Below are 18,790 nucleotides of genomic sequence, written 5' to 3'. Positions count from 1 at the left end.
GACGACCTTTGATGCTATATTGCCGGTTCATAATCAGGTGGCAGCCTGCGCTTCGGATAGTGCCACATCCAGTTCGAAAAATGTCGGCATAAAATGCGGTGGAATGTCTTTGCGCCCTATTTCGGCACTGACCTGTGGCGGATTTCCCTGAAGATGCGCCACCAGAACAGTCTTGATGATCCCCTGGTAACATCCATCCTGCACAATAACCGCTTTAATGCGTGATGCCAGCGGCGATACGACGCCATAGGCAAGGAGCACGCCAAGAAAGGTGCCCACGAGAGCGCCCGAGATCATTTCGCCAAGGATGGCGGGGGGCTTGCTGATGGACGCCATGGTCTTGATGACGCCCAGAACCGCGGCCACAATTCCCAGTGCAGGAAGAGCATCAGCGATAGCGGCCAGACTTTCCGAGATATGCAGCTTGTCCGTCTCGTTCTTCTGAAGCTCGCGACCCATGACCTCGTCCAACTGATAGGCATCTTCTAGATTGAGGCTGACCAGTCGAAGATAATCGCAGATCAGGTTACGTGTTTCTTCATCGTCCCGGACCTGGGGAGACAGGGCGAAGATTGAACTCTCTTCCGGATTTTCCACATGCTCTTCCAAGGCCATAGGGCCCTTGGAGCTGGCGAGACGAGTCAGTCTGAACAGGACGACAAGAAGGCCAACATAGGAGGCCTTGTCGTGCTGCGGTCCTTTCAGGGCCAGCTTGAAATTATGGGGTAGCTCCTTGAGGGCGGCGAGCGAGTTCGACATGACGAAAATGCCCAATGCAGAACCAAGAATGGTCAGCAATTCAAAGGGCATTGAGGCGAGAAGCGGCCCAAGTACCCCGCCAGAGGCTGCGAAGGAACCGAAGACGCAGAGCAGGGAAAAGAGGAGCCCTCCGAGGAAAAGCATCTGACAGTATCCGTTTCTATCTTAAATGACGTGTCTTGATCGGTGGCGCGGCTGCTCAGGCAGCTACAACAGAGGTAAAGTAGCGCCTCGGGAGGCGGCCTGATCGTCGTGAAATTAACCTATTTATCCTGCTGCGCTGCGGCAGAATTTTTCGTCGTTGCCGGTTGAGGCGGCGAGGCTGGCCCCTGGGGTGATGACGCAGAATGGTCTGTCAACGGATAGAGCCGGTGCATCACGATGACCACACGTCTGTTGGCAGCAGAGGCTGGATTGGCCTCATCGGCCAGAGAGCGGTCGGCGCCACCCGAGACGTCCAGAATGCGCGTGTCCGGATACCCGCTTTTGACCAGAGCCTCGCGTGCCTTGTCTGCGCGCAGGGCCGAGAGCGTCCAGTTGGACATGGCGTTCGTGATTTTGCCCTTATAGGGCGCGGCATCCGTATAGCCCACGACGGAGATACGCTCCGGCATCGGTGCCAGCCATTTTGCTATCTCACTCAACATGGCAAGGCCGGCCTTGTTCGGCGTCGATGAGCCAAGATCGAACATCGGCACGTTGTCGGTATCGTGCAACTCGATCCGGATCTCGTTGCGCCCGTACGAAACGTTCAGATTACCGCTCTGTGACGCAAGTAAAGGATCGGATTTGACGGCATCTGCGATGTTATGCGCCATGTTTTGCAGAGCGTTTTGCTCAGTCGCTGAAGCGCGGGTTCCGACAGAGCCATTTTCCGCATACGCGCCGCTCGCGGCCTCGTCGACCGGAACGATGCTGGCGATGGCATTGTGCTGCGTCGTGTGTTTGTACTGGTGAGTTATCGGAACGCTGTCGATAGGAGACGACGATCCATGATGCGAATCCGGAACCGGCACCGGGCCTGACGTATCAGAGGGGTCATCATCGTCCATACGGTCAAAGCGGCTGCCTGATGTCGATGGAGCAGGCGGGTTGTCGATCGGTTTCGTCGGCGGAACTGCGGATTTTTCTTCAGCCAATGGATTGAAATACGAGGCTATGCCCAGGCGTTGTTCATCGGTGGTTGCATTGAGAAGCCACATGACGAGAAAAAACGCCATCATGGCCGTCATGAAGTCCGCGTAGGCGATCTTCCAGGCGCCACCATGATGGGCCGCGTGACCGCCGCCACTCTGGCGGCGGATTATGACGGATGGTCGGTTTTTCTTCGCCATGAGTTCTTACCGCGCCTGTCAGGCGCCTTTGAGATGCATCATGCCAAGACGCGAGGCAGGCGTGCCGCTGAAGGACGCGCGGCCTGCATGGGTGAGAGGAATGGACGTGTCGAGCCAGACTTCGCCACCCAGATCGCGCCAGCGCTTGCAGAAGGTGAAATCCTCGCTCAGATAGGTGCCCGTTTCCTGATCGATGCTCCCTTCGAAGAGCGCATGGCACAGGCTGCCCTGGTCTCCATTGGCGGTATCTATGCGACGATAGGCGGTTTCCGGATGATGCTTGATCATGGCGGCGATCGCCTGACGACTGATCATCATGAAGCCGGTCCCGGCATAATGCGTTCTGAAGAGCGGTCCTTTCTCCCAGCTCGAATGCATCGCATCCGTCTCGCCGACATAGCGAAGCGAGGCGGTTTCCATTGCTTCACCCCGGTTCAGGTTCTCCTGCGTTCCCTTGTCCCAAAAACGCTCCTTGATCGGGTAAAGACCAGCAATCACGTCCTTGCCTGCCGCCAGAAGGCGCGCGGGCGCTTCGGCGGGAAAGCCGATATCGGCATCGACGAAAAGAAGATGCGTCGCATCGGAGCGGGTATAGAACTGATGTACGAGCGTGTTGCGTGCCCGGCTGATCATCGCGTCGTCGCCCAGCAGGGAAAGCGTCATCGGGATACGAATGATGCTCGTGCAGGCAATAACGGACTCCATATATTCCTGCGTGACCAAGCCGCCAAAGCAGGGGGTGGCGATAAATATTTTCGCAGTCTGGTTTTCTGTCGGCTGCATAATCTTCCTGATCGCTTGTAAGATACGGAATATCCGCAGAAACTGCGGAAAAATCGACTCGGACCCGTTAGAAAGGGCTGATTTGCGAGGTTCGCAAATTTAATAGTTTCAAGACGTAAATGTTTCGTTGCCCCACTCGCGACGGGCGAGTTCGTCGAGTTCGGCGCTTTCTCGGCGTTGCATCAAATCATTACGCTCTTTTGCTCGACGCTGAAAGACATCTTGCGTGGCTTTATGGGTGACCGCCGCATGCAGGGCGGCAACACGCGCATTTTCGACACCAAGACGCGCCTGCTCGTGCGTTTCGCGCGCCTGTCCGATCGCATTCAGGCCGATCGGAAACCAGGTACGAAAATCGTCAAGCTCACTACGGCCGATCTGAGCAATCTCCCGCTCCTGCACCATGACGTTTTCCGTCTGCTGAAGCGCGACAAGCGCACGTTGTTCGACGTCACGTATGGTCAGAAGCGCTTTTGCCGCATTGTTTTTCTCGGTCTCCTGAAGCTTGATCAGAGTAAGAAGGGCGCGTGTACGGCGGGTCATGAAATAACCCCCTGCGATACAAGAATATTACGCAGCGCGAGGAAACTGTCTTTCAGTGAGCGGTCTTCTGATCGTGCCTGGCGCAGCAATATTTCCAGTTGAGGCGCCACGCGCAGCGCCATGTCCGAGCGGGCGTCGTTACCCTCGCGGTAGGCACCGAGCTGCACGACATCCTGAATATCTTCCCAAATCGCCAGAATGGCCCGCGCTTCCTGGATCAGATGGTTCTCATCGGGGGAATTACAGCCGGACGCGGTTCGGGAGAGAGAGCGCAGGACGTTGATGGCAGGATAACGGCCCGATTCGGCAATTCGTCTGTCCATAACGACATGACCGTCGAGTATGCCACGCACAGCGTCGGCTACGGGCTCGTTATGGTCGTCCCCCTCAACCAGCACCGAGTAGATCGCTGTTATCTGGCCCGCAGGCTTGTCCTTGAGGGGGAGGCCGGGCCCTGCTCTTTCGAGGAGACGAGGAAGTTCAGCGAACACACTGGGGGGATAACCGCGCGTTGCCGGAGGTTCGCCTGAAGACAGACCGATTTCGCGCAGCGCGTGGCAGAAGCGCGTGACACTATCCATCAGGATAAGGACGGACTTGCCCTGATCGCGAAAATATTCGGCGATCGTCGTTGCCGTATAGGCGGCTTCACGTCGCATGAGTGGCGGAGAGTCAGACGTGGCGACGACGACGACGGCTTTTGCAAGCCCTTCTGGGCCAAGATCGTCTTCGAGAAACTCGCGCACCTCTCGTCCGCGTTCGCCAACCAGGGCGATTACAGCGACGTCGCAGTCACTGTTGCGGGCGAGCATGCCCATGAGGGTCGATTTTCCGACACCCGATCCGGCAAAAAGTCCCAGTCTCTGCCCCTGGCGGCAGGTGGCAAAGAGATCGAGGGCACTGACGCCGAGTGTCAGGCGCGGCCCCAGCCGGGCGCGCAATGCGGCCTCTGGCGGTTTGGCCCTCAGATTGCAATCGATGCCTTTCGGTGAAAGTGGCGCCTTTCCATCGATCGGACGGCCCATAGGGTCGATGACGCGGCCTATCAGCCCATCATTGAGGGTGAGTGTAGCGCCGGTTTTCAGCTGCCTGTGATTGGTTGCATGGATATGAAACAGCGCGCGGCATCCAGCACCAAGCCCGTCGAGCGGACCGAAAGGCATCGCTATTGCGCGTTCACCACGAAAGCCGATGATTTCCGCGTCGGTACTTCTGCCATCCAGGCCGAGGAGAGCGACCCGATCACCGATGCCGGTGAAATGGCTCATTCCCTCAAGCGTGACGGAAAGTCCGATGACGCCTGCAATGCGCCCTTCAAGAGTCGCGATGGGGAGATCTTCGAGCGAGACATGCGTGCCGTCGATAATGGCGCGGAGTCCCGCTATCATGTCGGTTAAAAAGCCCCCCTCGGGCGCGTGGGGGTCAAGGGATGACATCATATCGAGAGAGGCTGTGCCGTCCTGGGGGGATATCAAAACAGGGCCGAATAGACACTTGCTGACGATGAGGAGGAATTGTCATCGAAGAGCGCCAGAATGCCCTGTTTCGACGTGTCGCCACCAAAGAGATCAAGCATGTTCGAGGGCGTATCGACTGGTTGGGGATTGATTTGCAGCATTGTGAGATATTGCTCAGCATATTTCTGGATCTGGGCAGGTGTTTTCAGTTTGGTGAAATCTATCTTGCTCGTGAGCATGCGAAGCTGCTGATTGTAATCCAGTGCTCCAAAGGTGGATGGATCGTATCCAGATACCGTCTCGACCACCTTCAATAATGTGCTGTCTGACATCAATTGGTTGATTGAGGTGACACTCGCCATTTTTCTCGTGAAGTAGAGCGCATTGCCGACGCCATTATCTGTGTTGTCGTCATTCGTCTCGAATTGCTGTTTCTCATAATCCGAGACGATCTGGGCAACGGAAACGCCATTGACCGTGCTCTTGACCGTGCTGTCTGTCATCAGAACGGTTTGTGCCGGTTGACTGCTCGTGGAGAGCTGGGGCGGCTGGATTGAGACGGCATATTGTACGCCGTTGACCGTCGCTTTGAGCGTGGGGATATCGTGCGAGTATTGGCCGTTGACCTGCAGAAGATTACCCGAATCGTCGAATCCCACAGAAATCAGTGTGCTGCTGACATTCGAACCATAGGGGTCAATGATATAAGCGTTCCAGCTATCCGGTGAGGAAGGATCCTGAGCCCATTTCACAGAGAGATAGGTGCGACCGAGCGAGACATTATTGGCATCGTTGGTCGACTGGGCAGGGTCGAATGGCGCAGTGACATAGGTTTGTCCGGTCCCGCCGAGCGTACCAAGCGTGGCGGATGGCATGGTCAGCGTCGTGATGGACGAATTGACGTTCTGCAAGCTGACGGCCTCACTGCTGCTGCTCGTCTGATAGCTGTTGCCTGCCATGGCGACGCCGCTCGCAGTGCCAACTGTCCCGATGGCAACCGAGACCGATTGGCCGCTTCCCTCGGCGTCATTCAGTGTGATGGGAAGTGAGAGCCCACCCGAGGCGCTGGCGGCGATTGCCTTGCCGGTCAGCGTATTGGTAGCCGAGGCCAACGTGCCGTCACTGTTGAACGTGACCTGAAATGCATTGGTAGCGACGAGAGCATTACCGTCGGCATCGTAGGCGGACACACTCCAGCTCAGAGGGTCCGAGCTGCTTTGCAGCCATTTGAGTGCAACCTGATGCGGCGCAGAGAGATCGTCATAGGCCGTGACACTGGGCGACGTGTAGCTCTGCCCTTTTGCGTTGGCCGATGGGAGGGTCGCCGCCATCGTCAGTGTGTTTGTCGGCGTGTAGGTCGTGCTCAGCGCGGTAGAGCCACTTCCATTGATGAAAGTCGTCTGCGACGAACTGCCCTTGTTCTTTCCCCAGACCGCGAACGCATCGGCGAAGGCAAGCCATGTCGCATTCTGCGACGTGCGCGCCAGAGAGGTGCTTGAGGTCGGGTCCTGGGTGAGAAGGTCTTTTATGAGTGCTGTGGCGTTGCTGTACTGACTCATCCCGAATGCGCCGAGAACGATCTGAAGGGACGAGTAATCTTTCAGAAGCGCATCGGCAGAGGTAATGCCGGAGGCTTTTTTCTCGAAGGCCGCCACAGCCTGCTTCGTTACGATATCGGTTTTCGCGTAGTTCGATGCGGCCAGGCTCTCGTCCTTTATCGCGGAAAGATAGCTCGCGACAGGAGAGACGTTCGTGATGGCCATTCGACTAATCCTCGAATTTCTGCCCGTTCAGGTGTGGCCGAGCGTTGGGGGATGCCTCATGCTTCCATCTCTGGAAAAGGACAACGCGTTTCTTTGTGGTGAGGGGTGCGGTGCCGCCTGTTGTGCAACCCATTGACGCATGCTGATCCCAGACAGGATTAAGGCAAGAAGGTTACCAAGAGGTTTCCGGATAGGAAAAACTCCCCAGAGAATGCGCCCCTTGCGATCACGAGAAAGCTGCGGATCAGGTGATGGTCTCGATCGTCTTGATGCGCGCGCGCGGATAGATTTCCGCCTGTGAAAGCACCGGCACGGTCGGACGTACGCGCTCGACAATGGACCGCATGGAGTCTCTTACCGTGGAGGAAACAACGATGACCGGTACCTCGCCACTTGCCGACACGGCATTGAAGGCGTCGCGCAATTTGCCGACGAAACGGTTCAGCATCGATGGCGGCATGGCCAGACGTCTTTCATCTCCTTGGCCTGCGATATGGGTCGCGAAATCGTTCTCCCATTCCGGTGAGAGGGTGATCATCGGAATGTAACCACCAGGTCCTTCAAGTCCGCTGCAGATCTGTCGTGAGAGGCGTATACGGACATGACCGGTCAGTGCCTGTATGCCGCGCAGGCCCAGCCCGCTACCTTCCTGGATGCTTTCTAGAATGGTCGGCAGATCGCGTATCGATACCCGTTCGGCCAGAAGCGACTGCAGCACACGCTGCAACGTGCTGAGCGTCACTTGCGAGGGGATCAGATCGCTTACCAGCTTCTGCTGGTCCCGGGGCAATTCATCGAGCAGGGCCTGTGTTGCCACATAGGTCAGCAAATCGGGCAGATTTTGCCTGACCAGTTCACTGAGATGAGTGACGAGCACGCTCGCCGGATCGACTACCGTGCATTTCATAGCCACGGCTCGTGGCTTGAGAGCAGGGGCGATCCAGACAGCGGGCAGACCGAAGGCCGGTTCGGTTGTGCGGTCACCTTCCAGATCCGGAATGCCGCCCGAGGGCGTCATGGCCATCAGGCGGCCCGGACGAACCTCACCGGAACCGATCGTGATCTCCTTAAGTTTGATGACATAGCGCTCAGAGGGCAGAAGGATATTGTCCTGAATGCGGATCGGGGGCGTAATGAAGCCCATTTCGGAAGCTATGGTGCGTCTGAGGGCTTTGATCTGTTCGGTGAGCTGTGCATTGTCGCCATTGGTCATGGGCAAGAGACCGAAGCCGAGTTCGAGGCGCAAAAGATCGAGCTTGAGCACTTCCGAAATCGGGGTTGCGCTCGGCGGCGGCGCATTTTCCGTGACATTGTCTTCTGAAGGGTCCTGCACGGGTACCTTCCAGCGCCACCACGCCGCTGCGCCCGCCAAGCCTGAAATCGCCAGGAATGGCAGCGCAGGCAAACCCGGCATCAGAGCGAAGCACCCTGAGAGCACGGCGGCCATCGCCATTGGCTTGGGATTGCCACCAAGCTGACGCACCAGAGTGACGTCGGCCGAGCCTGCCGTTCCCCCCTTGGTGACGACAATACCCGAGGCAGTCGAGACAAGAAGTGCCGGAATCTGGGAGACAAGCCCGTCACCGACCGTCAGAGTGGTAAAGGTGCTGGCCGCATCGGCAATCGGCATGCCATGACGAAGTACGCCGATGGCAAGCCCGCCCACGATATTGATGGCCGTGATGATGAGGGCAGCGATGGCATCGCCTCTCACGAATTTAGCCGCGCCATCCATCGCGCCGTAAAATGAGCTTTCATCTTCAAGCTCCTTGCGGCGCAGGCGGGCCGTGCGATCGTTGATGGCGCCGGAAGAGAGTTCGGCATCGATCGCCATCTGCTTGCCAGGCATCGAGTCGAGAAAGAAGCGTGCGGCGACTTCTGCAATACGGCCGGACCCTTTTGTGATGACCATGAAATTTACGACGAGGAGAATGCTGAAAACAATGCCGCCGATGACGACATCTCCTCCCATGAGGAAGCCGCCGAATGCGGCCACCACATGGCCTGCAGCATAGGTACCCTCACTGCCATGGCTCAGAATAAGGCGCGTGGTGGCAATCTCCAGCGACAGGCGCAGCAGGGTCGTGAGAAGCAGAAGGGTCGGAAAGGAGGTGAATTCGATCGGGCGTTCCAGAAACAGCGACACCATCAGGACGAGTACGGATGAGGTGATCGACAGAGAAAGCCCGAGATCGAGAATGAATGTCGGAAGTGGAATGATCAGAATCGACAGCAGCAGCAACACGCCAATGGCGAGTCCCACATCGGTGCCTGGAATGGCTGCACGCCATGAGGATTTGTAACTGCCGCTTCGCCAGGATTCCGAAGCGCGCGTAGCCTGACTGGAAAGAGCTGAAAAAAGCTTGGTCGTGACAGCTTTGCCGGGATATGGCTTGAGGGCGCCGGGTCCGGGGCCGGAAGAGCCTTTCGCGGTGTCCAAGATATCCGTTTCCCTTTCCTGGGTTGAGGGCGAATCTCAGGGGGGCGATGAACGCGCGCAGCTGGATTATTTTATGTCTGGTGGGGCCGTGTGCGCCTTGACCGGGACGCAAATTCAAAAAGAGAGGTATCCCGAGTTCCTGAGTGAAGCAAGATATTAAGCGTGCGACGCCTAATCATTTGCTTACAGGAACTCGGGTTTTTTAGAGCGATGGGTGATCCAATGAGACAGGACATGAACAGCGTGAATGGGCATGAGCTTCCATCGTCGCTTTTGGCTGCCGCCCCCTCGCCCGAAGAAGCGGGGTGGTGGAAAATTCCCGGCTCACCGCCTGACGCCGCAAGGTTTTCGCAGTCATGCGAAGAGCTGTTCCTTTCCAAGAATGGCAATCTCGGGCTTCAGCGTATTCTTGAGACACTTGCCGTTCATCAGGATGAGGCGCTTTTGTCGCTTTCGGGGGCGATCCTCGTTCTGCGGCATTCTGTTCGTTACGATATCGTCGATCTTCTGCTGAAGAATGTGCTGCGTCTCCTGCCGGATAATGTCGTTGCCCACTGCTTTACGGCACATCTTTGCATCGTAAAGGGCGGTCTGGCTGAAGGTTGCGCGCATTTCGCCACGCTTATGAGCCGATATCCCGGACAGAGAATTGAGATCGGCGAATTCGTCTCGATGTCGCTGTTGGAAGTGGGTTATCCTGCCGAGGCGCTCAATGTCACGATGTCGCTCCTCCGGGCAGGAGACGTCAGTGTCTCGCTGTTGAACAATGCCGGGTGCGCACTGGAGCGGCTCAACCGATCGACCGAGGCGCTGGCGCTTTATGAGCAGGCGCTTAAGATCAATCCTCATTCGCAGGAGGTTGCTTTCGGCTATGCCTGTTCGCTGATCAAGGCAGGGCAGTTCGCACGCGGTTGGCCTGTGTATTTCAATCGTGCACTACAGGTGAGCGCCTGGCAGGAAAGCCTGCGTGGGCGGCAACGGCTGAGAGCGGAAAGCGATCTGGCGGGGAAGCGCGTCCTGTTGTTTCAGGAGCAGGGGCTTGGCGACACGTTGCAATTCATACGTCACGCATCGGTTCTGGTCGAGCGGGGGGCTGAGGTCAGTGTGCATGTGCCCGGCAGCATTTCCCGGCTGATAAGCCTGTCCTGCGACAACCTGACCGTTGTCGAGCCAAAGGTAATGCCCGATCTCGACAGCTTCGATTATGTCGCGCCGATTCCGGATCTGCCTTATCTGACCGGCATGTGTGCGGTCCAGGATATCCCTGTCAATGTGCCCTATCTTCGCGCCAGCGAGGGGGACATTACCCGTTTCAAGGCGTGTCTGCCGCCGGGCAGGCCGCGCATCGGTCTGGTCTGGGCGGGCGAGCGCCGGGGACGTTCCGAATTCGCTCTGGCAGATATGCGGCGTTCGATCAGTTTCGAAGATATGGTGGCTGCCCTGCTTCCGATCGAGGCCGATATTGTGAACCTTCAGTTCGGTGCGGCGCGCGATGCTCTGAAAGACTGGAAGGGCCAGCCCATATCGGACCCAATGGGCGAAGTGTCCGATATGGCCGATACGGCAGCCATCATGCAGAATCTCGACCTCGTAATATCGGTCGATACGTCGCCGGTCCATCTTGCAGGCGCGCTCGGGCGCCCTGTATGGCTCATCAGTCGGTGGGACGCATGCTGGCGCTGGGGAGATGAGGGGCAGGGAAGCCCCTGGTATCCGACGATGCGTATCTTTCGCTCCCAGGAGCGAAGCTTTGGGCCCATTTTGCAGGAGGTTGGAAAGGCGCTGCGCCTTTGGGTCGATATGTGGCGACCGCGGGAAACCTAGCCTGTCGGGCGGGCGAGGGGCGTGGGCGCGCTTCGATAGGAAGCGAGGCTGCGCCCACGCATGCCTGTCATGCCTGAATGATGCGGCGCGGGCTGCGTGAAGTGAGAGAGACCCATGAAGGGATGAAAATTCCTGACAGAAGGCGCAGCCGGGCCATCAGCCGCGATAAGGGTGTTGTCCTCCGGTTTTTTGACCGGGTTTGAAATCGCTTTGGGGGGGCTCCTGACGGGAGGAGGTGTTTTCACCTTTTCATCGTCGGGGATGGCCCAGGTTTCGAGCACCTTCCACTGATAGGGAGTTCCGATACCCGGTGTCTGTGAGTGATAGGCTGCTGCTGCACGAGGCCAGCTCCCCATCTTGTCGTGCATCTGGATGAGGAACCGCCCGGCATAGAGGGCATTGCTGACAGGGTCGAACGCCTGATCGAGCGATCCGAAAGCATCAGGATGCTGCTGCAGATTGACCTGCATGCAGCCGACATCGATCGAGGCAATTCCCTGATTTCTGAATTCCGTTGCGGCGATGATGGCTTCGGCCTTGCTTGCGTAATAATGCCCGGTACCATTGGCCATGATCGTCCACGGCCAGGCGGAAAGACGACCGTCAGGTTCTGTCTTGCCGCTTTCGACCCGGCTGATGGCATAGAGGAACCCATCCGGAATATGATAGGCGCGTTCGGCCTGACTGGCAGCGTCGCGGCAACGCTCGCTTTCCACACCTTGAGCGAGGGCGTGGGAAAGAGATGGTTGTGCAACCAAAATCAGGCTCAGAAAGCGGCATTTAAAAAAAGATCGCATAATTCCGGCGACAATCAGAAATGGGATTCCGCGTTGCTACGGCTGAACTCGGAGAGCGCAAAATCTGTTTTCCAGACGGCGTCTCGTGCCGACCCGGTGAAGATGCAATGCACCGTTACAGGATCATGACGCGACCTGACAATCTGTATCGCATGTCGTGTGTAAAAAACGTATGAAATTATGGAACCAGCAGCAGGGCTCTCGTCTCGAAACTGTTGAAAGTTGCAAACACGTATCGTAGGTTCCGCCAACACGCGGCAAGGGAGCGCATTGCACCGAGGCGCTGCACATTATCCAATTGTATAGAATTAATTGTCATAAGCAGCATTATCGTCCGGGTACCCGTCCAGACGGTGCCAATTTCAAGAGATAATATGGATGGGGGTCATTTTGGCTAAGCGCTGGCTCGGATTTGCGCTGTTTCTTGCAGTGGCAGTTCCCGTATTGGGTTACGCACCGGCCTCATGCGCAACATCGGTGCGTGTGAAAGATATTGTCGATTACGAAGGCGTCCGGGACAACCAACTGGTCGGTTATGGCCTTGTGGTTGGCCTCAGAGGCACAGGCGACCGTCTGACAAATACCATTTTCACCCGTGAAACACTGATCAGCATGCTTAACCGTTTGGGCGTGAATATCCGTGATCGCGAGGTGCAGCTTCAGACGCATGACGTGGCCGCGGTCATGGTCACGGCAACGCTCCCTCCTTTCTCGCATGGGGGCGGGCGTATCGACGTGACGGTATCGGCCGTGGGTGATTCCCGCGATCTTGCAGGCGGCACGTTGCTGGTGACGCCCCTTCAGGCTGCCGATGGTGAAGTCTATGCCGTTGCACAGGGATCGCTGGTGACCAACGCCTTCGCGGTCGGTGGGGCTGCTGCTTCCGCGACCCGCAATATTCCGACGACCGGACATATCGCCAATGGCGCCGTGGTGGAACGCGAAGTGCCGGTTGTGCTGGGCAATGGTGGCATCATTCACCTGTCGCTGCGTAATCCGAATTTCACGACAGCCAACCGGATCGTCAACGCCATCAACCGCTCGATCGGACGTGGCATGGCGCGCATGGATGATCCACGTACAATCGCCGTCAATATGGCAGGGCGTGATGCGCCTTCTCTGCTTTATCGCATAGGTGATCTGATGGTCGAACCGGACACCATGGCGAAAGTCATTGTGGACGAAGCGAGCGGAACGATCGTGATGGGAGACAATGTGCGGATCAGTACGGTAGCGATTGCCCAGGGCAATCTGACAATTCAGGTCACTGAGACGCCGCTCATCGCACAGCCTGCTCCTTTCTCGAACGGGACGACAGCCATCGTGCCGCGAACCCAGATCGATGCGAGCACAGACAGTTCTCACCGCTTGGGTATTCTGCGCGAGGGACCAACCCTCGCAAGTCTCGTTTCCGGGCTTAATGCGCTGGGTATGGGGCCGCGTGACATGATCAGCATTCTGCAGGCAATCAAGGCCGATGGCGCGTTGCAGGCGGATCTGGAGGTTCGATAGAATTATGAGCGATTCAGTTTCGGCACTCGGCGCTGCCTCATCCAGTCGCGATATCGCGCAGAATGCCGCGCGACAGGCTGCCGATCAGGCGCGCCTGGACAAGGCACGTGAAACCGCCGTCTCCTTCGAAGGTATCACCCTGGGGGAATTGCTCCAGCCGATGTTCGACACGGCCGATACGTCCGACAACGTATTTGGCGGTGGCGCTGCGGAAAAGCAGTATCGCTCGCTGCAGGTGCTTGAGATGGGCAAGGAGATCGCCAAAGGGGGCGGTGTCGGCATTGCTGACAGCGTCTATCGTCAGATACTGGCGATGCAGGAGAAGGCATCCTCATGAGTGCTGATCCCGAGAAGGAAGCCATTCGCTCGATCCGTGCCGTTGCAAAACTCAAGGCCACGCTCGAGGCTGAAAATGCGGCATTGCGGGCTGGAAAACCTGAAATCGTTGCGGCGCTTCTGGCAGAAAAAACGCAGAATATCGATGCTCTGGACGAGGCCCTGCGTCGTTTCGCCGGGGCCGGAGGAGACAGGCAAAGGCTGGAAGCGGCCATCGCCGAATTTGGCGAACTGATCAACGAGAATCAGGCGTTGCTTGAGTCTTCTGTCGAGGCGCAGACGCAGTTCATCCAGCTTATAGTCAGCAATGCAGATGAGGAAGCGGCGAAGGGCTATGGTGCCAGCGGGCATTATGCGTCGACCGCTACGCAGGGAGGGGGGCTGACCCTCAGTAGTGACGTATGAGCGTCCCTGGACGTTCTCTCGTCGCGGCGCTCCCTTTGGTGCTTCTTGCGGCGTGCCAGTCTCCTGCAAAGCCCTATCTTGATATGGGGCGGCGTATTGCCGAGGCCGGGTTCATTGCGCACCCCGCCGACACGACGGCGCGTTACGCGATGATGAACACGTTGCCGCCAGGCGTGATGACGTATCGTGAGTCACCTTCGGGGCTGGTCTATCTTTATGCGGATCCCATTGGGTGCGGCTGCGTCTATATGGGAACCGACGTCGCCTATGCCTATCTGGTGAATTCGAGCAAAGTGGTGAATGGCCGTCACAAGCCGATCAGGAATGTTCCGCCTATCCCGGAAATGTCGGCAGAGAACAGACGCGATACAGCCTTATGGGATTGGAGCGCTTGGTCACACAGGGCCGATCCTGGGGCGACCCAGCCTCGTTATGTCAGTGGAGCCTATTGGTAAGGATCTCCTAGCGGGTCGGCCCTCCAAGGAAGGTATTCTCGAACCGTTGCTTCGACTTGTGTAAAGGCCTGCTTTCTTGAGCTGAAGGCTTGCGCTTACTCTCATCGGTCGGATTTGACTTGGATGGCGCAGAAGGCTTCGCAGCTGCAGAAACCCCGGCTGGGGGCGCCTCTATCTCGACGGAAAATGAAGCGGAATCTGCATCGTCGGTCGGTTCGTCAATAAGCGGTGATTCGATTTTACGAAGAATATCGAGTTTTAGATCTGCTGCATCGTCGAGAAGTTTTCCGAGCGCCTGCTCGCGTGTTGAGGCTTTTCCTGTCAGTTCGGTCAGTTTCTCAGCCTTTGAGTCCGCGCGATCAACCAGCGTGTCGAGCTCGGAGCTGACGATCTTCGCCTGTTCGATGGTGCGCGTTAGAGGGCGCCCGCTCACCTGTCCCGCAACGCGAAGTTTTTCCACCCCGTCATGGGCGTTCTTGATGCTCGTTTCTAGTTTTTCAATGAGTTTGAGAAGGCTGGCCCGATCATTCTTCAGCGAAGAGAGACTTTTGCTGATATGAAAATTGAAGGCGATGCCCAGCAAGAGAAGGGCAGAGAGAGCGATCTCTATGAATATTTGTGCCTGCGCCAGCATTGTGGGTCATCCTTCTCACGATCGGCCCTGAAACGGGCGACATGATGCACTTTTCTGCCCCTCAATCATAGGGAGTTGGCTCGCTTGGGCTGTGGGTATGCGGGCTGTCATCCGGAACCAGTCTTTGATCGATCTTCACTGCGGCTCTTCCGCTGATCTGACCGAGATGCCCCTCGAACAGGGAGGTCTGGTTGCATTGCAGGGTTACAGGAAACGAGCCCTTGGCCTTTTGCGGGAAAAGGATCTGCATGCCGGGCTTCATGTCGAGAAGCTGAGCAAGGGAAATCGACTGCTCTTCCAGAACGGCGAGGACTTCTGCATCTGTTTCCATGATCTCGGAAATCAGATGATCTTCCCATACGGAGTCACGACCGAAACGCTCGCCCATGAATTGCTGGGAAAGGAGGTCTCGCACCGGTTCGAGCGTTGCATAGGGAATGACGAGATCCATGTTCCCGGTTCTGTCTTCCATATCGATATGCATTTTCGAGGTGACGACAGCATTCGAGGCACGGGCGATGGCGGCGAAACGGGAGCTGACTTCCAGTCGTTCGAAAATCAGCTCGACCTCGCATACGGGGCTGAACGCAGCGGAGAGCTCTCTCAGGGCGAGAGAAACCAGCTTTTCAATCAGCGCACGCTCTATGGCGGTATGCGGGCGCCCCTCGATCCCCGAATGGCCCCTGCCACGCTGCCCCCCCATGAGGATATCGATGATCGAGTAAGCCAAGGCCGAATCGATGACAACAAGGCCGAAATTCTCCCATTGCACCGCCTTAAATACGGCAAACAGGGAAGAAGACGGAACACTGTTCACGTAGTCGCCAAAGCACATGGAGCGTGTGTACTCCATGGTAATCTCAACGTTGTCATTCGTGAAATTGCGCAGGCCGGTTGTCAGTAGGCGTACAAGCCGATCCAGAACGATTTCGAGCATGGGCATGCGCTCATAGGCGACAAATCCCGCCCTGATGATGCGCTCCATACCCGATTCATGACGCTCCGGTAGGTCACTGAAGGCGCCACCCAGAAGATTATCGATCTCGGACTGATCGAGCATTTCGTGAAGGGTATCGCCCGTTGCAAACGCCTCGTCATTCTGGGCATCGTCATGTTCGGAATTAAGAAATTCCCGATCAAAATCTCCGTTCTCCCTGGAAAAAGGCGCGTTTTCTTTATTCATTATGTGACTCTGCCCAAATAGAAGTCCAAAATACCCCGACCTGGAAACGCCTACTGGATCAAAAACTCGGTGATATAGAAATTGGTGACCTTAAGGGGGGCAACCTGAACCCTCAGGCGACGCAGCAGAGTTTCACGCAGACGATATATGCCATTTCCCCGAATTTCCTGAGGGCGGGTTTCGTGCAGATAGGTTTGGAAGATATCCTGGATTTCCGGGATGAAGCGCTTTAGCGACGCTTCGCTCTCCTTGCCTTCGATTTCCAGTTTCGTAGCCATTTTTACATAGACAGGGCGGCTGTCGCCGTTGTCGAGGCTCGAAATAACCGCAGGTATTGTCAGAAAAGTCGTATGCTGCGGGGCGATCGAAGCCATCGTTGAACTCGCAGATTTGTTCTGCCCAAAGATCCATCCTTTATGGATAGCCAAATAGGTACTGCCTCCCAGAAGGCCGATGGCAAGAATGCCAGCAATAATGGCGAATCGCTTTTTTTTCGGGTGGGCAACCTTACCCAGTCGGTCGTCGTCGACAGGATTGATGTCGAGGGCGTCATCGAATTGGGATTCACTCATGGGATAGAAGCTCGAAAAAAGTTTGCCGAAGAAAGAATAAACTCTCGCAGCAGGAAAATCTGGGAGTTTTTCCAGTGAGATGGAGACATTTTTAGATTGGGAATATCAGGTTGATATCTGCCACAAGGCAAACTAGACCGCCCGGATTAACATCTTGTCAATGCAGCCGACTCTCCTGGAGAGCCGGCTTGCGTAAGTTGTTTTTCTGGTCGGATTATTGCTTCATGGCGATTGTGGTCTGCAACAGCGTGTCAGCTGTGGTAACGACCTTCGTATTGGCGGAATAGGCTTCCTGCGCAACGATAAGCGCTGACAGATCGCTCGTCAGGTTTGTCGTTGAAGATTCCGTATAGCCGACCGACAAAGTGCCCGTACCGTTTTCGCCAACGACACCGATTGTTGGATTCCCGGAGGCCGTGGTTGCCGTGTAGGCTTGGCCGTCAACGGCATTCAGGCCATTGACGTTGGCGAAATTGGCCAGGGCGATCTTACCGACGAGCTGCGATGCGCCATTGCCGAATTGTGCCATGACCGATCCATCGCTTTGGATCTGAACACCTTCGTAGCTACCCGAATTGACGCTATCGGAGGTGAGGGCGGTCGTATCCAATCCAAGCGTGCTGGAAGTGGAAAGCAGGGGATTACTGCCATTTGTCAGAGAAGGGAGCGTGATGGTGTAGTCCGAGCCCGTGATCGACAAAGAGGTGGGGACAGGAGTTGATGTCGCTACGCCTTGGGCGTTGAAAGTGACAGAGCTGACGCCGCTCAGGACTTCACCGGTTGAGGCATTAACTGCCGAGACATTCCAAGTAGGCGGAGAGGCGGAAGTTTGCGACCAAAGTACCGAAACAGGGATGGTGGATGAGGCTGATCCAGCTGTAGTCGGTATAGCCACCGGCGACGTCATGTAGCTCTGGTTCGAGCCTGTCGTCGTGCCGATCTGGGCGCTGTTCTCGGTCGCGGTCTGATTGGTCGTGTTGAGGGTCAGGCTCGTTATGGCGCTTTTGCTCGCTGTGCCAGTCGAGGCCGCCATGATGGTGCCACTGGTCCCGCCGATGGTACCAAGAGAGAGATTCATCGTCTGGGTAGTGTTGGTCCCATAGGATGCTGTGATTGGCAGGGTAACGGCAGCGCCGCTCGTGGTCGAGCCGACAGTGGCTCCGCTCGAGTTCGTAACACTGGCCAGCGTGCCGTTGCTGTTGAACGTGACATTATAGGTGTTGCTGGCTTGATCGATATCGCCTGTGCCGTCGGCATCATAGGCGCTCGCGGTCCAGACCAAGGGATTGGTCGTGCTCTGTTGCCAGGTTAGGGCAACATGATGCTCTGTCGCGTTGGTATCATACACCGTCACGGGCGCCGTCGTGTATGTTTGCGCATCTGACGCGGTATATTTCGAGGCGTCTGCTGGCATGGTGCCAACCGTGGCCGTCAGGCTGATCGTGTTTGTCTGGGGGGGGCGATAGCTGATATTATCGACGTTGATAGGACTGAGTGTTGTACCCAGCTGCCCTGTTGTGGGGTCGACCATGTAGCCGTTGAGATAGTACCCGCTTGTATTGACCAGATAACCCTGGTTATTTTGGGAAAATTCCCCATTTCGTGTAAAATAGCTGCGGTTCTGGAAGTGTGTTGTGCTGGTATTGCTGATGCCAGTCGGCTTCGATACGACGAACAGGCCATTGCCGGATATGGCTGAAGCGAGACTGTTGCTTGTGCTTGTCGGGGTGCCCTGATTGTCGACGTGCTGCACCGTCACGGCCGAAACGGAATCTGAGATATCTGCCGACGCCGTGCTGCCGATCAGGGAACCGGCGACAAAATTCTGGAATGAGGTTGTATCAGCCTTGTAACCGACGGTCTGGCTGTTCGCGATGTTGTTGCTCAAATTGGTGAAGGCTGTCGATTGTGCGTTAATGCCACTGACAGCGGTCGTAAGGGCGTTGAAAACTGACATTTGGTATCCTCGACTGGTGCGCCGCAGGGTGCTCCG

17 protein-coding genes are annotated in these 18,790 nt (G+C 56.7%); 5 read left to right on the top strand and 12 right to left on the bottom strand.

Going from position 1 to position 18,790, the window contains the following annotated elements; genetic code table 11:
• Nucleotides 1-33: 33 nt before the first annotated feature.
• The 7 genes from motA to flhA all read right to left on the bottom strand — a co-directional run bounded on the left by motA (nt 34) and on the right by flhA (nt 8,917).
• Nucleotides 34-903 (bottom strand): flagellar motor stator protein MotA, encoded by an 870-nt coding sequence (gene motA / locus AA105894_RS13245; protein ID WP_267312171.1) that lies wholly within the window; start codon nt 901-903, stop codon nt 34-36.
• 119 nt (nt 904-1,022) lie between these two features.
• The gene (locus tag AA105894_RS13240) at nt 1,023-2,093 is read right to left on the bottom strand and encodes a flagellar motor protein MotB (RefSeq protein WP_267312170.1); all 1,071 of its coding nucleotides are present in this window, start codon (nt 2,091-2,093) and stop codon (nt 1,023-1,025) included.
• Between the two features lie 18 nt (nt 2,094-2,111).
• The gene (locus AA105894_RS13235) at nt 2,112-2,876 is read right to left on the bottom strand and encodes a hypothetical protein (protein ID WP_267312169.1); all 765 of its coding nucleotides are present in this window, start codon (nt 2,874-2,876) and stop codon (nt 2,112-2,114) included.
• Nucleotides 2,877-2,984: 108 nt separating this feature from the next.
• Complete coding sequence (locus AA105894_RS13230) at nt 2,985-3,419, bottom strand: flagellar FliJ family protein (protein WP_267312168.1); 435 nt, start codon at nt 3,417-3,419, stop codon at nt 2,985-2,987.
• Entirely contained in the window at nt 3,416-4,807 is a 1,392-nt protein-coding gene (locus AA105894_RS13225; protein ID WP_267312167.1) for a FliI/YscN family ATPase, read from the bottom strand. The genes AA105894_RS13230 and AA105894_RS13225 overlap by 4 nt, the downstream gene beginning before the upstream one ends.
• Before the next feature lie 83 nt (nt 4,808-4,890).
• Nucleotides 4,891-6,639 (bottom strand): DUF1217 domain-containing protein, encoded by a 1,749-nt coding sequence (locus tag AA105894_RS13220; protein ID WP_267312166.1) that lies wholly within the window; start codon nt 6,637-6,639, stop codon nt 4,891-4,893.
• A 244-nt stretch (nt 6,640-6,883) separates the two neighbouring features.
• Nucleotides 6,884-8,917 carry a flagellar biosynthesis protein FlhA gene (gene flhA / locus AA105894_RS13215; protein ID WP_267312196.1) on the bottom strand — a complete coding sequence of 678 codons (2,034 nt, stop codon included), beginning with the start codon at nt 8,915-8,917 and terminating at the stop codon, nt 6,884-6,886.
• Nucleotides 8,918-9,313: 396 nt separating this feature from the next.
• Between flhA and AA105894_RS13210 the strand changes: the two genes are divergently transcribed.
• The gene (locus tag AA105894_RS13210; protein ID WP_267312165.1) at nt 9,314-10,903 is read left to right on the top strand and encodes a tetratricopeptide repeat protein; all 1,590 of its coding nucleotides are present in this window, start codon (nt 9,314-9,316) and stop codon (nt 10,901-10,903) included.
• Here the strand turns inward: AA105894_RS13210 and AA105894_RS13205 are convergent.
• Nucleotides 10,900-11,700 carry a transglycosylase SLT domain-containing protein gene (locus tag AA105894_RS13205; protein WP_267312164.1) on the bottom strand — a complete coding sequence of 267 codons (801 nt, stop codon included), beginning with the start codon at nt 11,698-11,700 and terminating at the stop codon, nt 10,900-10,902. The two genes, AA105894_RS13210 and AA105894_RS13205, sit on opposite strands and share 4 nt — an antisense overlap.
• Before the next feature lie 378 nt (nt 11,701-12,078).
• Between AA105894_RS13205 and AA105894_RS13200 the strand changes: the two genes are divergently transcribed.
• The 4 genes from AA105894_RS13200 to AA105894_RS13185 are packed head-to-tail and all read left to right on the top strand — an operon-like array spanning nt 12,079 to nt 14,408.
• Nucleotides 12,079-13,212 (top strand): flagellar basal body P-ring protein FlgI, encoded by a 1,134-nt coding sequence (locus tag AA105894_RS13200; protein ID WP_188424446.1) that lies wholly within the window; start codon nt 12,079-12,081, stop codon nt 13,210-13,212.
• Between the two features lie 4 nt (nt 13,213-13,216).
• Complete coding sequence (locus AA105894_RS13195) at nt 13,217-13,549, top strand: rod-binding protein (protein ID WP_267312163.1); 333 nt, start codon at nt 13,217-13,219, stop codon at nt 13,547-13,549.
• A complete protein-coding gene (locus AA105894_RS13190; RefSeq protein ID WP_267312162.1) occupies nt 13,546-13,953 on the top strand; it encodes a hypothetical protein in 408 nt (135 codons plus the stop codon). Before AA105894_RS13195 ends, AA105894_RS13190 begins: the two co-directional genes overlap by 4 nt.
• Nucleotides 13,950-14,408 carry a hypothetical protein gene (locus tag AA105894_RS13185; RefSeq protein WP_267312161.1) on the top strand — a complete coding sequence of 153 codons (459 nt, stop codon included), beginning with the start codon at nt 13,950-13,952 and terminating at the stop codon, nt 14,406-14,408. The genes AA105894_RS13190 and AA105894_RS13185 overlap by 4 nt, the downstream gene beginning before the upstream one ends.
• Nucleotides 14,409-14,415: 7 nt before the next feature.
• On the opposite strand, the gene AA105894_RS13180 is transcribed toward AA105894_RS13185, so the two are convergent.
• From AA105894_RS13180 to AA105894_RS13165, 4 genes are all read right to left on the bottom strand, one after another.
• The gene (locus AA105894_RS13180) at nt 14,416-15,042 is read right to left on the bottom strand and encodes a DUF6468 domain-containing protein (RefSeq protein ID WP_267312160.1); all 627 of its coding nucleotides are present in this window, start codon (nt 15,040-15,042) and stop codon (nt 14,416-14,418) included.
• Between the two features lie 61 nt (nt 15,043-15,103).
• Entirely contained in the window at nt 15,104-16,225 is a 1,122-nt protein-coding gene (fliM, locus tag AA105894_RS13175) for a flagellar motor switch protein FliM (RefSeq protein WP_267312159.1), read from the bottom strand.
• Between the two features lie 50 nt (nt 16,226-16,275).
• Nucleotides 16,276-16,797 carry a flagellar basal body-associated FliL family protein gene (locus AA105894_RS13170; RefSeq protein WP_267312158.1) on the bottom strand — a complete coding sequence of 174 codons (522 nt, stop codon included), beginning with the start codon at nt 16,795-16,797 and terminating at the stop codon, nt 16,276-16,278.
• Between the two features lie 214 nt (nt 16,798-17,011).
• The gene (locus tag AA105894_RS13165; protein ID WP_267312157.1) at nt 17,012-18,754 is read right to left on the bottom strand and encodes a flagellar hook-basal body complex protein; all 1,743 of its coding nucleotides are present in this window, start codon (nt 18,752-18,754) and stop codon (nt 17,012-17,014) included.
• Nucleotides 18,755-18,790 lie beyond the last annotated feature (36 nt).

Origin of the sequence: Asaia spathodeae NBRC 105894, assembly GCF_025994195.1 — a bacterium.
In the GTDB taxonomy this organism is placed as follows: Bacteria; Pseudomonadota; Alphaproteobacteria; order Acetobacterales; family Acetobacteraceae; genus Asaia; species Asaia siamensis.
Note: the sequence above shows the minus strand (reverse complement) of the source record. Positions and strands in the feature narration are given on the sequence as shown.